We start from the raw sequence: 12718 nt of genomic DNA, 5'->3' as shown, positions 1-12718 counted from the left end.
AGCGTGCGGGATGTTGCGTTCAGTTCAACGCTTGTCGAGACCTTGCGGCGGCCAGTTCTCGAGACGAGCACCCAAGGTCAGGCCACGCGAAGCGAGGACTTCCTTGATCTCGTTGAGCGACTTGCGGCCCAGGTTCGGGGTCTTCAGCAGTTCGGTCTCGGTGCGCTGGATCAGGTCGCCGATGTAGTAGATGTTCTCGGCCTTCAGGCAGTTGGCCGAACGCACCGTCAGTTCCAGCTCATCGACCGGACGCAGCAGGATCGGATCAAAGTGCTGCGCACGCGGTGCGGGCTCGACGATGCCGGCCAGGTCGTTGCCTTCCAGCTGTGCGAACACGGCCAGCTGCTCCACCAGGATCTTGGCCGAGGCACGGATCGCTTCCTCCGGCGAGATCGCGCCGTTGGTCTCGATTTCCATGACCAGCTTGTCCAGGTCGGTGCGCTGCTCGACGCGGGCACTCTCGACCGTGTAGCTCACGCGGCGGACCGGCGAGAACGACGCATCCAGCACGATGCGGCCAATGCTCTTGGTCGGCTCGTCAGCGTAGCGGCGCATCGTGCCCGGCACGTAGCCGCGGCCCTTCTCGACCTTGATCTGCATGTCGAGCTTGCCACCCTGGGCCAGGTGCGCGATGACCAGATCTGGGTTGATGATCTCGACATCGTGCGGCGTCTGGATGTCACGCGCGGTGACCGGGCCTTCGCCCTCCTTGCGCAGCACCAGCGTCACTTCGTCGCGGTTGTGCAGACGGAACACCACGCCCTTGAGATTGAGCATGATGTGGACGACGTCTTCCTGAACGCCATCCACCGTCGAGTATTCGTGCAGCACGCCCGCGATCGTCACTTCGGTCGGCGCGTAGCCCACCATCGACGACAGCAGCACGCGGCGCAGCGCATTGCCCAGCGTGTGACCATAGCCACGCTCGAACGGCTCCAGCGTCACCTTGGCGCGGTGTCCGCCCAGCGGCTCGACGTTGATGGCTTTGGGCTTCAGCAGATTGGTTTGCATTCAAAGTTCCTGTCAATACCCTCGGCTCGTTACACCGATAAGGCTGATGGACCCACCGGGCGATGCGAGACCCCAGCGCACCCGGGATGCGATGGGGTCTGAGGCACACACGCTCCGGTGCGTGCCATCTCACGAATCAGCGCGAGTACAGTTCGACGATCAGCGATTCGTTGATCTCGGCACCAAATTCGTCGCGGTCAGGCGCCTTCTTGAAGGTGCCTTCCATCTTCGCCAGATCCACCGACACCCAGGCCGGCAGACCGATCGAATCGGCCAGCTTCAGCGCATCGATGATGCGCAGTTGCTTCTTGGCCTTTTCGCGCACCGCCACCACGTCGCCGGCCTTGACCGTGAACGACGGGATGTTGACGACCTGGCCGTTGACCGTGATCGACTTGTGCGACACCATCTGACGCGCTTCGGCACGGGTCGAACCGTAGCCCATGCGGTAGACGACGTTGTCCAGACGCGATTCCAGCAGCTGCAGCAGCGTGGCGCCGGTGTTGCCCTTGCGGCGCTCGGCTTCGGCGAAGTAGCGGCGGAATTGCTTTTCCAGCACGCCGTACATGCGCTTGACCTTCTGCTTTTCACGCAGCTGCAGACCGTAGTCCGAAGTGCGCGAGCCCGAGGTGCGGCCATGCTGGCCCGGCTTGGTTTCGAACTTCGACTTGTCGCTGATCGAACGGCGGGCGCTCTTCAGGAACAGGTCGGTGCCTTCACGGCGGGAAAGTTTGGCCTTGGGGCCGAGGTAACGTGCCACGGACGTAGTCCTTGTGTTTCAATCTGGCGTACGCATTCCGTACGCGAGTCCCGCGGGAATCCGCGAAACGGTGGTCTTAATATGGTGCGGCAGCTCTAGAGCCTAGAGACACACCTCACCCTGACATTCGCAACGACGACTAATCCGGCGAAAGCACGAAGCATTCGCCGGAAAGCCTGCGATTGTAGCGCAACTCTTGATGCATTTTCCTGTCTGCTCCGCAGACAGGATACTGGCATCAGATGCGACGGCGCTTTTGCGGACGGCAGCCGTTGTGCGGGACCGGCGTCACGTCAGAGATCGACGCGATGCGGATGCCCAGGGAAGCCAGCGCACGAACCGACGACTCGCGACCCGGGCCTGGGCCCTTGATGCGAACGTCCAGGTTCTTGATGCCTTGTTCCTGAGCGGCACGACCTGCGACTTCCGCCGCCACCTGGGCTGCGAAGGGCGTCGACTTGCGCGAACCCTTGAAACCCTGGCCACCGCTCGAAGCCCAGGACAGCGAATTGCCCTGACGGTCGGTGATCGTGATGATCGTGTTGTTGAACGAAGCGTGCACGTGAGCGATGCCGTCCGCAACGTTCTTGCGGACCTTCTTGCTCACGCGGCGTGCGGCGTTGTTGACAGGTGCTTTTGCCATGACTCGAATCTTTCCTGGGCGACGATGCGCTTACTTCTTCAGCGCAGCAGCGCCCTTCTTCGGACCCTTGCGGGTACGGGCATTGGTGCGGGTGCGCTGACCACGCATGGGCAGGCCACGGCGATGGCGGAAGCCACGGTAGCAGCCCAGGTCCATCAGACGCTTGATGTTGATCGAGATTTCGCGGCGCAGGTCACCTTCGATGGTGATCGTGCCCACGGCCTCACGGATCTTTTCCAGGTCGCCGTCAGTCAGGTCCTTGACCTTCTTGTTGTACGGAATGCCGCAGGTGTCGCAGATCTGCTGAGCGGTCGTGCGGCCGATGCCGTAGATCGCAGTCAGACCAATCTCGGCGTGCTTGTGCGGCGGAATGTTGATACCAGCAATACGTGCCATGGTGACTCTCTAAAGGGGTTCAGCGGCGGGGTCGATCAACCCTGACGCTGCTTGTGGCGCGGATCGGTGCAGATCACACGGACCACACCCTTGCGACGGATGATCTTGCAATTGCGGCAGATCTTCTTGACGGATGCCGAGACTTTCATGGTCTTCTCCTTGATCGGCTTGCGCTTCTCGAGCTTCTCTTCCGGACAATGTTGGGAGGTTCGCTCACTTCGCCCGGAACACGATGCGAGCACGACTCAGGTCGTAGGGGGTCAATTCAACGGTCACTTTGTCCCCCGGCAGGATGCGGATGTAATGCATCCTCATCTTGCCGGAGATATGCCCGAGCACTACATGGCCGTTTTCCAGTTTGACCCGGAAGGTGGCGTTGGGGAGGTTTTCGATGACCTCCCCCTGCATCTGAATAACGTCGTCTTTCGCCATACGAAATCGGCTCGATACGCTTACTCGGTCTTGCTTGTTCAGCGCGTCCTGACGCTCAGTTTCAGTTCGCCTTGAAGCTGGACTTCTTCAACAGCGTTTCGTATTGCTGCGACATCACGTACGACTGGACCTGCGCCCAGAAGTCCATCGTCACGACCACGATGATCAGCAGAGACGTTCCACCGAAATAGAACGGCACGTTGTACTTCAACACCAGGAATTCCGGCAGCAGACAGACCAGCGTGATGTACACCGCACCGCCCAGCGTCAACCGCCCGAGGATCTTGTCGATGTACTTCGCCGTCTGATCGCCTGGACGAATCCCGGGAATGAACGCTCCACTCTTCTTCAGGTTGTCTGCAGTCTCGCGGCTGTTGAACACCAGAGCCGTGTAGAAGAAGCAGAAGAACACGATCATCGCCGCGTAGAGCAGCACATAGATCGGCTGCCCCGGCGACAACGCTGCCGAAATGTCCTTCAACCAGCGCAGATTCTCCCCCGTCGCAAACCACCCCACCACCGTTGCCGGCAACAGGATGATCGACGACGCAAAGATCGGGGGAATCACGCCCGCCATGTTGACCTTCAGCGGCAGGTGCGACGACTGGCCACCGTAGACCTTGTTGCCCACTTGCCGCTTGGCATAGTTGACCAGGATCTTGCGTTGCGCACGCTCGACGAACACCACCACGAACGTCACCGCGATCACGATCAACACGATCAGCAGCGCCACGATCACGCTCATCGCACCGGTGTTGATGAGATTGGCCAGACCGCCGATGGCGCCAGGCAGTCCTGCAGCGATACCAGCAAAGATCAGGATCGAAATCCCGTTGCCCAGACCACGCTCCGTGATCTGCTCGCCCAGCCACATCAGGAACATCGTGCCCGCAGTCAGGCTGACCACAGCCGTGACCCGGAACAGCGGACCCGGATCAATCACCAGCCCCGGCGAACCTTCCAGCGCCACGGCAATGCCGATCGACTGGAACAACGCCAGACCCAGCGCACCGTAGCGGGTGTACTGCGTGATCTTGCGACGACCGGCTTCGCCTTCCTTCTTCAGCGCCTCCAGCGTCGGGACCACGTAGCCCATCAGCTGCACGATGATCGACGCCGAGATGTACGGCATGATCCCCAGCGCGAACACAGTGAACCGCGAGAGCGCACCACCCGAGAACATGTTGAACAAGCTCAGGATCCCGCCTTCCTGGCCCTTGAACAACTGGGCCAGTTGCTCAGGGTTGATGCCGGGAACAGGGATGTGCGCACCGATGCGGTAAACCACCAAGGCCAGCAGCAGAAACACGAGTCGGCGACGCAGATCGCCGAACTTGCCGTTCTTCGCCAGTTGTGTCGGGTTCGTTGCCACGGGTGACCTGTGACTCAGGCAGCGACCGAGCCGCCAGCGGCTTCGATGACAACCAGTGCGCCAGCGCTTGCGCCAACGCCCTTCAGGACGACCTTCTTGGTCAGTTCGCCGGACTTGATGACCTTGACGTTCTTCACGATGTCAGCCACCAGACCCGCCTGCTTCAGCACCAGCACATCGACTTCATCGACGGCCAGGTTCTGCAGTTGGGACAGCGTCACTTCGGCGTTGTACTTCAGCAGCGCGGACTTGAAGCCACGCTTGGGCAGGCGACGCTGCAGCGGCATCTGACCGCCTTCGAAGCCCACCTTGTGGTAGCCACCAGCGCGCGACTTCTGACCCTTGTGACCACGACCCGCAGTCTTGCCGAGGCCGGAACCGATGCCGCGACCGACACGGCGCTTGGAGTGCTTTGCACCCGATGCCGGCTTGATCGAATTGAGTTCCATGATTACAGCACCTTCACCAGGTACGAGACCTTGTTGATCATGCCGCGCACCGCAGGGGTGTCTTCCAGCACGGATTCGGTGTTCATGCCACGCAGGCCCAGGCCACGCACCGTGGCACGGTGCGATTCGCGGGTGCCGATCGGGCTCTTGACCAGCTTGACCTTGACGGTCTTCTTGTCGGTGTTCTCAGACATGTTGTCCTCCAGCCCGCTCAGTTGAAGATTTCTTCAAGCGTCTTGCCACGCTTGGCGGCCACCGCAGCGGGGGTCGTCATGCGGGACAGGGCGTCGAACGTGGCGCGAACCATGTTGTACGGGTTCGAGGATCCGAGGCTCTTCGCGACGATGTCGGTGATGCCCATGACTTCGAACACGGCACGCATCGGGCCGCCGGCGATGATGCCGGTACCAGCCGGCGCGGGCGCCAGCAGCACCTTGGCAGCACCGTGCTCACCCGTGGCGTTGTGCGGCACGGTGCCGTTGCGCAGCGGGATCTTGACCATGCCGCGACGAGCGGATTCCATTGCCTTCTGGACCGACACCGGCACTTCGCGGGACTTGCCCTTGCCCATGCCGATGCGACCGTCGCCATCACCGACCACGGTGAGAGCAGCAAACGCCATGATCCGGCCGCCCTTGACCACCTTGGTCACGCGGTTGACCTGGATCATCTTCTCGCGCATGCCGTCGTCGCGACCTTCGTCAGCAACCTTCGGTTGAAACTTAGCCATTTTGTATTCCTTCGTTTCGAGCGAGGCGGATCAGAACTGCAGACCGGCTTCGCGCGCTGCATCGGCCAGCGCCTTGATGCGGCCGTGGTACGCGAAACCAGAGCGATCGAACGCCACCTTCTCGACGCCGGCGGCCTTGGCCTTCTCGGCGATGCGCTTGCCGATCAGCGTCGCGGCATCGACGTTGCCGCCCTTGCCGGCAGCGCCAAGTTGCTCGCGAACTTCCTTTTCGGCGGTCGAAGCGCTGGCGAGCACCTTCGAGCCGTCGCCGGAAATCACGCTGGCGTAGATGTGCAGGTTCGAGCGGAAGACGCTCAGACGAACCGCGCCCTGCAATGCAATGCGGGCACGGGTCTGACGGGAGCGGCGCAGGCGCTGTTCTTTCTTGTTCAACATGGTGCGGCTCCTTACTTCTTCTTGGTCTCTTTGATCGTGACCTTCTCATCCGAATAACGGATGCCCTTGCCCTTGTAAGGCTCGGGGGGACGGAAGGCACGAACCTCTGCAGCCAGCTGGCCGACGACCTGGCGATCAGCGCCCTTGATCACGACTTCGGTCTGAGTGGGGCACTCGACCTTGATGCCTTCCGGCATGTCCTTGACCACGGGGTGCGAGAACCCGATCTGCAGATTGAGCTTCTGACCAGCAGCTTGGGCACGGAAGCCCACGCCAACCAGGTTCAGCTTGCGCTCGAAACCCTTGCTCACGCCATTGACCATGTTGTTGACCAGCGCACGCACGGTGCCGGACATGGCATTGGCTGCGGCCGAATCATCGGTCGGAGCAAAAGACAGCTTGCCAGATTCGTTGCTCACCTTGACCAGGCGAGACATCGGACGCACCAGCGTGCCCTTGGCACCCTTGACGCTGATCTGGTCTTCGGTGACCGACACGTCCACGCCTTGCGGGACGGTGATCGACATTTTTCCAACGCGGGACATTTGTCGTTCCTCCTGCTTAGGCGACGTAGCAGAGGACTTCGCCACCGATACCGGAAGCGCGCGCCTTGCGGTCGGTCATCACACCCTTGGGGGTGGTGACGATGGCGACACCCAGGCCGTTCTGGACCTGGGGAATGTCATGGCGGCCCTTGTAGATGCGCAGACCGGGGCGACTGACGCGCTCGATGCGCTCAATCACCGGGCGGCCGGCGTAATACTTCAGACCGATCTGGAGTTCGGACTTGCCGTCCGTCGTCTTGACTGCGAAACCGTCGATGTAACCCTCGTCCTTGAGGACTTGCGCAATGGCAGTCTTCAACTTGGACGCAGGCATCGCAACGCTGGCCTTCTCGACCATCTGCGCGTTGCGGATGCGGGTCAGCATGTCGGCGATAGGATCACTCATGCTCATGGAATAACTCCTGTTCGTGCCCTGGGGCCGGCTTACCAGCTCGCCTTGACGACACCGGGGATGTCGCCTCGGAAGGCCAGTTCACGAATCTTGTTGCGCGCCAGACCGAACTTGCGGAACGTGCCGCGCGGACGACCGGTGATCCCGCAGCGGCTACGCAGACGGGTCGGATTGGCATTGCGGGGCAGCTTCTGCAGAGCCAGACGCGCCATGTAGCGCTCTTCTTCCGACTTGCTGCTGTCGTCGATGATGGCTTTCAGTTCCGCAAACTTCTTGGCGTACTTGGCCACCAGCTTCTCGCGCTTTTCTTCGCGCTGGATGAGAGAGACTTTTGCCATGGTGGCCTCAGTTCTTGAACGGGAAACGGAAGGCCGTGAGCAGCGCCTTGCACTCGTCATCGGTACCGGCCGTCGTCGTGATGCTGATGTTCAGACCACGCAGAGCATCCACCTTGTCGTATTCGATTTCGGGGAAGATGATCTGTTCTTTGACGCCGATGTTGTAGTTGCCGCGACCGTCGAACGAACGACCCGAGATGCCGCGGAAGTCACGAACGCGCGGCAGCGCGATCGTCACGAAACGGTCCAGGAATTCGAACATGCGCACACCGCGCAGGGTCACCATGCAGCCGATGGGCACGTTCTCGCGGATCTTGAAACCGGCGATGGCCTTGCGGGACTTGGTGACGACCGGCTTCTGGCCAGCGATCTTGGTCAGGTCGCCGACGGCGTGGTCCATGACCTTCTTGTCGGACACCGCTTCGGAGACACCCATGTTCAGGGTGATCTTCTCGAAACGCGGCACTTCCATCACGGAGGTGTAGCCGAATTTCTGCATCAGGTCAGGAACGACCTTCTCGCGATAGAACGCTTGCAGACGAGCTTGTTGTTGAGCCATCTCGAATTCCCGCCTCAGGCCTTGATCTCTTCGCCACTGGACTTGAAGACGCGCACTTTCTTGCCGTCAGCCAGGAGCTTGATGCCCACGCGGTCGGCCTTGCCGGTCGCGGGGTTGAAGATCGCCACATTCGATTGGTGAATCGGCATGGTCTTGTCGACGATGCCACCGGTCGTGCCCTTCAGGGGATTCGGACGCACATGCTTCTTGACGACATTGATGCCATCCACCACCACATGGTCTTCATCGACGCGCAGCGAAATCGCACCACGCTTGCCCTTGTCGCGACCGGTCAGCACGATGACCTCGTCGCCTTTGCGAATCTTGTTCATGGCCTGTCCTTGCAGTCGGCTTAGAGCACTTCCGGAGCCAGGGACACGATCTTCATGAAGCGCTCGGTACGCAGTTCACGCGTCACCGGGCCGAAGATGCGGGTGCCGATCGGCTCCAACTTGGCATTGAGCAGCACGGCTGCATTGCCATCGAACTTGACGAGCGAGCCGTCCTGACGGCGAACGCCCTTGGCGGTACGCACCACCACGGCGTTATAGACCTCGCCCTTTTTCACGCGACCACGGGGCGCAGCTTCTTTGATGCTGACCTTGATCACGTCGCCAATAGCGGCGTAACGACGCTTAGAACCGCCAAGCACCTTGATGCACATGACGGACTTCGCACCGGTGTTGTCCGCGACGTCGAGTCGCGATTGCATTTGGATCATGTCGAATCCCCAACTTGTCCCGCACTGATAGCCCCACTCGGCCACCGCTTGCGGTCAGTCTTGGGCCCGTCACAACAACCTGACGATCACTCATCAAGCCATTGCGTTTGGGGCGGAGCCAGATTGCGCCACATGCGGCTAGGCACGTGCGCAAGCCAGAAAGAGCCTTCGACTATGTCAGCATTTTCAGACGCTGTCAATGACTACTTGCCGATGTTGCGCAAGGGCCGGCGCACTCCGTTGCGTCCACCGGTCAGTCGTACACCTCCGCATCCGGATCCGTGGCCTCCAGCTCGTAACTTGCCGCCAGCATCGCCAGCCGCGCCACCACCCCGTACATGTAGAACCGGTTCGGCGCGCTCGCCCCGGGCTTGGCACCCTGGCGCGGCAGGTGATTGCTCTCGGCAAAGGCCAGCGGCACGAAGCTCGCCCCTGGCGCGTTCAGGTTCTCGTCGATGCCACGGTCGGCATGCACCCGGTAGAAGCCCCCCACCACATAGCGGTCCAGCATGTAGACCACCGGCTCGGCCACCGCCTCGTTGATGCGCTCGTAGGTCGGCACACCCTCCTGGATGATCACCTCGGTGACCTCCTGGCCGTCCTTGATGACGCTCATCTTGTTGCGGGTGCGGCGATTGATCTCGTCGAGCTGCTTGGCATCGCGCACGGTCATGATGCCCATGCCGTAGGTGCCGTTGTCGGCCTTGACGATCACGAACGGCTTCTCGTTGATGCCGTATTCCTTGTACTTGCGGCGGATCTTGCCCAGCAGCGCATCGACATTCGTCTGCACGCACTCGATGCCCGCCCCTTCCGCAAAGTTCACCTCACCGCACTGGCTGAACATCGGATTGATGAGCCACGGGTCCATGCCCATCAGCTTGGAGAACTTCTTCGCGACCTCTTCATAGGCCTGGAAATGGTTCGTCTTGCGCCGCACCGCCCAGCCCGCGTGCAGCGGCGGCAGCAGGTACTGCTCGTGCAAACCTTCCAGCACCGGTGGAATGCCGGCCGAGAGGTCGTTGTTGAGCAGGATGGTGCAAGGATCGAAGTGCTTGAGCCCGAGCCGGCGCTGTGTGCGGATCAGCGGCTCGACGGTCAGCGTCTCGCCATCGGGCAGCGTCAGCTCGACCGGCGTCTTCACCTCCGGGTCCAGCGAACCCAGCCGCACGTTCAGCCCGGCCTGCGTGAACACCTGCACCAGCCGCGCCACATTCGTCAGGTAGAAGGAATTGCGGGTGTGCTTCTCGGGAATCAGCAGCAGGTTCTTGGCCTCGGGACAGATCTTCTCGATCGCCGCCATCGCCGCCTGCACCGCCAGCGGCAGCATCTCGGGCGTCAGGTTGTTCCAGCCGCCGGGGAAGAGGTTGGTGTCGACCGGGGCCAGCTTGAAGCCGGCGTTGCGCACATCGACCGAGGTGTAGAACGGCGGCGTGTGCTCCATCCACTCCAGGCGGAACCAGCGCTCGATGGCGGGCATGGAGTCGAGGATGCGGGCTTCGAGCTCGTTGATCGGGCCGGTCAGTGCGGTGACGAGATGGGGAACCATGGTGGGCGACCTGCGCGGTGAAGGGGAATGAGGGCCATTCTAGGAAGGTCTTCAGATGCGGGTGCAGCGACAAAACAAAAGGGGCCGCCCGAAGGCGGCCCCTTTCAGGGAGATCAGCGTCAAGCGATCACTTGGCGTAGGCGGTTTCACCGTGCGAGGTGATGTCCAGACCTTCGCGCTCGTCGTCTTCCGGCACACGCAGGCCGATGACCATGTCCACGATCTTGTAGGCGATCACCGAGACCACACCCGACCACACGATGGTGATCAGCACGCCCTTGGCTTGGATCCAGACCTGCGAGGCGATCGAGTAGGCATCCGGTGCAACCATGCCGACCGTGACCCAGTCGGCCACCAGGCTCGGGCCACCCAGGTTCGGCGAATTGAACACGCCCGTCAGCAGCGCACCCAGGATGCCACCGACACCGTGCACGCCGAACACGTCCAGCGAGTCATCGGCCTTGAGCAGGCGCTTGAGGCCATGCACGCCCCACAGGCAGACGAAGCCGGCGATGACCCCGATGATCAGCGCGCCGATGATGCCGACGTTGCCCGCGGCCGGCGTGACCGCCACCAGACCGGCCACGGCACCCGAAGCAGCACCCAGCATCGACGCCTTGCCCTTCATCAGCGCTTCACCCATGCACCAGGCCAGCACGGCACCGGCCGTGGCGATGAAGGTGTTGATGAACGCCAGCGCGGCGAAGCTGTTGGCTTCCAGGGCAGAGCCGGCGTTGAAGCCGAACCAGCCCACCCACAGCAGCGAGGCACCGACCATGGTCAGCGTCAGCGAGTGCGGGGTGAAGGCTTCGCGGCCGTAGCCGACACGCTTGCCCACCATGTAGGAGCCCACCAGACCGGCCACCGCAGCGTTGATGTGCACGACGGTGCCACCAGCGAAGTCCAGCGCACCGTGCTGCCAGATCAGACCCGCCTTGGCGGTCATCGCGTCGGCGACTTCCGGCGAGGCGTAGGCGTCCGGGCCCATCCAGAACCAGACCATGTGCGCGATCGGCGCATAGCTGAAGGTGAACCACAGCACCATGAACATCAGCACAGCCGAGAACTTGATGCGCTCGGCGAAGGCACCGACGATCAGGCAGCAGGTGATGCCGGCAAACGTCGCCTGGAAGGCCGCGAACACGATTTCCGGGATGTAGACACCCTTGCTGAACGTGGCGGCCGGCGCGAAGGTACCCGCGACGTTGTCCCAGACACCGTTCATGAACAGGCGATCGAAGCCGCCGATGAACGCATTGCCTTCGGTGAACGCCAGGCTGTAGCCGTAGACGAACCACAGCACGACGATCAGCGAGAACGTGACCATCACCTGCATCAGCACCGACAGCATGTTCTTCGAGCGGACCAGACCACCGTAGAACAGCGCCAGACCGGGCAGCGTCATCAGGATGACCAGCAGCGTCGACAGCATCATCCAGGCGGTGTCGCCCTTGTCGAACGTTGGGGCCGGTGCGGCAGCGGGCGCGGCCTCGGAGGCAGCCGCTTCCGGTGCGGCAGCCGCCGCCACGGCGACCGGCGCATCCGCCTTGGCCAGCGTGATCTCGACACGGCGGGCCGCATCGCCTTCACCCGCGGTGATGTCCTCCGGCTTCTGCATCACGATGCGGGCCTCGTCGACACCCGCAGCCTTCAGGGCCTCGCGCACCGCAAGGGCGCGCTGCTTGGCCAGTTCCTTGTTGACGTCCAGCGAGCCAGAGTTGTCGGCAAAACCGGACAACTGCACCTTGGCATCCGCATTGGCAGCCAGGAAGTCGGCGACGGCCTTCATGGACGCGGCCGCATCGGCCGCGACATCCGCCTTGCCGGACTCGAACATCACCTTCGCGTCCGGGAAATCAGCGGCCAGTGCTGCCGGCGCGAAGCCCAGCATCCCGACCACCGTCATCAGCGCGGCGAACCACGCGATCAGCTTCTTCATGGGGAGTTCTCCTCGTTACTGTGCGTTCTGTGGCACACGCTCAAAGAGCGTCCTTGCCGGTTTCACCGGTGCGGATGCGCAGCACCTGCTCCAGCGAGGTCACGAAGATCTTGCCATCACCGATCTTGCCGGTGCGGGCGGCGCCTTCGATGGCCTCGATCACGCGGTCCACGACCGCGTCGTCCACAGCGGCCTCGACCTTGACCTTGGGCAGGAAGTCGACAACGTACTCGGCACCGCGGTACAGCTCGGTATGGCCCTTCTGGCGGCCGAAGCCCTTGACCTCGGTGACGGTGATGCCCTGCACGCCGATGTTGCTGAGGGCTTCGCGGACCTCATCAAGCTTGAAAGGCTTGATGATGGCAGTGACCATCTTCATGGCAGCTCCTGGTTGCTCTGACTGGTTGGCAGAGTGATTGGCAGATTGACTGGTGTCGAAACAACTACCTCCACCCCTCTGCATCTT

The 12718-nt window shown here is 62.0% G+C and carries 20 protein-coding genes; all 20 read right to left on the bottom strand.

All coding sequences use genetic code 11. The features are described 5' to 3' along the window. Window positions 1–24: 24 nt before the first annotated feature. A complete protein-coding gene (locus U5O44_RS13190) occupies window positions 25–1011 on the bottom strand; it encodes a DNA-directed RNA polymerase subunit alpha (RefSeq protein WP_293999505.1) in 987 nt (328 codons plus the stop codon). Between the two features lie 136 nt (window positions 1012–1147). Next, window positions 1148–1771, bottom strand: coding sequence for a 30S ribosomal protein S4 (rpsD, locus tag U5O44_RS13185; RefSeq protein ID WP_322588922.1), 624 nt, complete (start codon window positions 1769–1771; stop codon window positions 1148–1150). Between the two features lie 238 nt (window positions 1772–2009). Then, on the bottom strand, window positions 2010–2414 hold the full coding sequence (gene rpsK, locus U5O44_RS13180) for a 30S ribosomal protein S11 (protein WP_179633180.1): 405 nt from the start codon (window positions 2412–2414) through the stop codon (window positions 2010–2012). 30 nt (window positions 2415–2444) lie between these two features. Next, complete coding sequence (gene rpsM / locus U5O44_RS13175) at window positions 2445–2810, bottom strand: 30S ribosomal protein S13 (protein WP_322588921.1); 366 nt, start codon at window positions 2808–2810, stop codon at window positions 2445–2447. Window positions 2811–2845: 35 nt separating this feature from the next. Beyond that, complete coding sequence (rpmJ, locus tag U5O44_RS13170; protein WP_012348927.1) at window positions 2846–2959, bottom strand: 50S ribosomal protein L36; 114 nt, start codon at window positions 2957–2959, stop codon at window positions 2846–2848. 64 nt (window positions 2960–3023) lie between these two features. Then, a complete protein-coding gene (gene infA / locus U5O44_RS13165; protein WP_004521905.1) occupies window positions 3024–3242 on the bottom strand; it encodes a translation initiation factor IF-1 in 219 nt (72 codons plus the stop codon). 61 nt (window positions 3243–3303) lie between these two features. Further along, on the bottom strand, window positions 3304–4614 hold the full coding sequence (gene secY / locus U5O44_RS13160) for a preprotein translocase subunit SecY (RefSeq protein ID WP_322588913.1): 1311 nt from the start codon (window positions 4612–4614) through the stop codon (window positions 3304–3306). A gap of 14 nt (window positions 4615–4628) precedes the next feature. Continuing rightward, a complete protein-coding gene (rplO, locus tag U5O44_RS13155; RefSeq protein ID WP_322588912.1) occupies window positions 4629–5063 on the bottom strand; it encodes a 50S ribosomal protein L15 in 435 nt (144 codons plus the stop codon). A gap of 2 nt (window positions 5064–5065) precedes the next feature. Continuing rightward, complete coding sequence (gene rpmD / locus U5O44_RS13150) at window positions 5066–5257, bottom strand: 50S ribosomal protein L30 (RefSeq protein WP_179633184.1); 192 nt, start codon at window positions 5255–5257, stop codon at window positions 5066–5068. 17 nt (window positions 5258–5274) lie between these two features. Then, on the bottom strand, window positions 5275–5793 hold the full coding sequence (gene rpsE, locus U5O44_RS13145) for a 30S ribosomal protein S5 (RefSeq protein ID WP_322588911.1): 519 nt from the start codon (window positions 5791–5793) through the stop codon (window positions 5275–5277). Window positions 5794–5823: 30 nt separating this feature from the next. Continuing rightward, the gene (rplR, locus tag U5O44_RS13140) at window positions 5824–6189 is read right to left on the bottom strand and encodes a 50S ribosomal protein L18 (protein ID WP_179633186.1); all 366 of its coding nucleotides are present in this window, start codon (window positions 6187–6189) and stop codon (window positions 5824–5826) included. Window positions 6190–6200: 11 nt separating this feature from the next. Next, complete coding sequence (rplF, locus tag U5O44_RS13135) at window positions 6201–6734, bottom strand: 50S ribosomal protein L6 (RefSeq protein WP_322588910.1); 534 nt, start codon at window positions 6732–6734, stop codon at window positions 6201–6203. A 16-nt stretch (window positions 6735–6750) separates the two neighbouring features. After that, a complete protein-coding gene (rpsH, locus tag U5O44_RS13130; RefSeq protein ID WP_322588909.1) occupies window positions 6751–7146 on the bottom strand; it encodes a 30S ribosomal protein S8 in 396 nt (131 codons plus the stop codon). Between the two features lie 32 nt (window positions 7147–7178). Further along, window positions 7179–7484 (bottom strand): 30S ribosomal protein S14, encoded by a 306-nt coding sequence (gene rpsN / locus U5O44_RS13125; protein WP_322588908.1) that lies wholly within the window; start codon window positions 7482–7484, stop codon window positions 7179–7181. A gap of 7 nt (window positions 7485–7491) precedes the next feature. Further along, complete coding sequence (gene rplE, locus U5O44_RS13120; protein ID WP_322588907.1) at window positions 7492–8043, bottom strand: 50S ribosomal protein L5; 552 nt, start codon at window positions 8041–8043, stop codon at window positions 7492–7494. Window positions 8044–8057: 14 nt separating this feature from the next. Further along, window positions 8058–8375, bottom strand: a complete 318-nt coding sequence (gene rplX / locus U5O44_RS13115; protein ID WP_179633191.1) for a 50S ribosomal protein L24 — start codon at window positions 8373–8375, stop codon at window positions 8058–8060. A gap of 20 nt (window positions 8376–8395) precedes the next feature. Further along, entirely contained in the window at window positions 8396–8764 is a 369-nt protein-coding gene (rplN, locus tag U5O44_RS13110; RefSeq protein ID WP_322588906.1) for a 50S ribosomal protein L14, read from the bottom strand. A gap of 253 nt (window positions 8765–9017) precedes the next feature. Further along, window positions 9018–10313, bottom strand: coding sequence for a glutamate--cysteine ligase (gene gshA / locus U5O44_RS13105; RefSeq protein WP_322588905.1), 1296 nt, complete (start codon window positions 10311–10313; stop codon window positions 9018–9020). Between the two features lie 127 nt (window positions 10314–10440). Beyond that, entirely contained in the window at window positions 10441–12252 is a 1812-nt protein-coding gene (amt, locus tag U5O44_RS13100) for an ammonium transporter (protein WP_322588904.1), read from the bottom strand. A 40-nt stretch (window positions 12253–12292) separates the two neighbouring features. Beyond that, complete coding sequence (locus tag U5O44_RS13095) at window positions 12293–12631, bottom strand: P-II family nitrogen regulator (RefSeq protein ID WP_179633193.1); 339 nt, start codon at window positions 12629–12631, stop codon at window positions 12293–12295. Window positions 12632–12718: the final 87 nt, after the last annotated feature.

Source organism: Sphaerotilus sp. (genome assembly GCF_034519685.1).
In the GTDB taxonomy this organism is placed as follows: Bacteria; Pseudomonadota; Gammaproteobacteria; order Burkholderiales; family Burkholderiaceae_C; genus Sphaerotilus.
The sequence above is the reverse complement of the archived record's forward strand: the minus strand, read 5'-3'. Positions and strand labels throughout refer to the sequence as shown.

Coding starts and splice junctions, on each gene's coding strand:
- U5O44_RS13190 (WP_293999505.1), bottom strand. CDS start 1,011: ATGCAAACCAATCTGCTGAAGCCCAAAGCCATCAACGTCGAGCCGCTG.
- rpsK (WP_179633180.1), bottom strand. CDS start 2,414: ATGGCAAAAGCACCTGTCAACAACGCCGCACGCCGCGTGAGCAAGAAG.
- rpsM (WP_322588921.1), bottom strand. CDS start 2,810: ATGGCACGTATTGCTGGTATCAACATTCCGCCGCACAAGCACGCCGAG.
- rpmJ (WP_012348927.1), bottom strand. CDS start 2,959: ATGAAAGTCTCGGCATCCGTCAAGAAGATCTGCCGCAATTGCAAGATC.
- infA (WP_004521905.1), bottom strand. CDS start 3,242: ATGGCGAAAGACGACGTTATTCAGATGCAGGGGGAGGTCATCGAAAAC.
- rplO (WP_322588912.1), bottom strand. CDS start 5,063: ATGGAACTCAATTCGATCAAGCCGGCATCGGGTGCAAAGCACTCCAAG.
- rpmD (WP_179633184.1), bottom strand. CDS start 5,257: ATGTCTGAGAACACCGACAAGAAGACCGTCAAGGTCAAGCTGGTCAAG.
- rpsE (WP_322588911.1), bottom strand. CDS start 5,793: ATGGCTAAGTTTCAACCGAAGGTTGCTGACGAAGGTCGCGACGACGGC.
- rplR (WP_179633186.1), bottom strand. CDS start 6,189: ATGTTGAACAAGAAAGAACAGCGCCTGCGCCGCTCCCGTCAGACCCGT.
- rplF (WP_322588910.1), bottom strand. CDS start 6,734: ATGTCCCGCGTTGGAAAAATGTCGATCACCGTCCCGCAAGGCGTGGAC.
- rpsH (WP_322588909.1), bottom strand. CDS start 7,146: ATGAGCATGAGTGATCCTATCGCCGACATGCTGACCCGCATCCGCAAC.
- rpsN (WP_322588908.1), bottom strand. CDS start 7,484: ATGGCAAAAGTCTCTCTCATCCAGCGCGAAGAAAAGCGCGAGAAGCTG.
- rplE (WP_322588907.1), bottom strand. CDS start 8,043: ATGGCTCAACAACAAGCTCGTCTGCAAGCGTTCTATCGCGAGAAGGTC.
- rplX (WP_179633191.1), bottom strand. CDS start 8,375: ATGAACAAGATTCGCAAAGGCGACGAGGTCATCGTGCTGACCGGTCGC.
- rplN (WP_322588906.1), bottom strand. CDS start 8,764: ATGATCCAAATGCAATCGCGACTCGACGTCGCGGACAACACCGGTGCG.
- gshA (WP_322588905.1), bottom strand. CDS start 10,313: ATGGTTCCCCATCTCGTCACCGCACTGACCGGCCCGATCAACGAGCTC.
- amt (WP_322588904.1), bottom strand. CDS start 12,252: ATGAAGAAGCTGATCGCGTGGTTCGCCGCGCTGATGACGGTGGTCGGG.
- U5O44_RS13095 (WP_179633193.1), bottom strand. CDS start 12,631: ATGAAGATGGTCACTGCCATCATCAAGCCTTTCAAGCTTGATGAGGTC.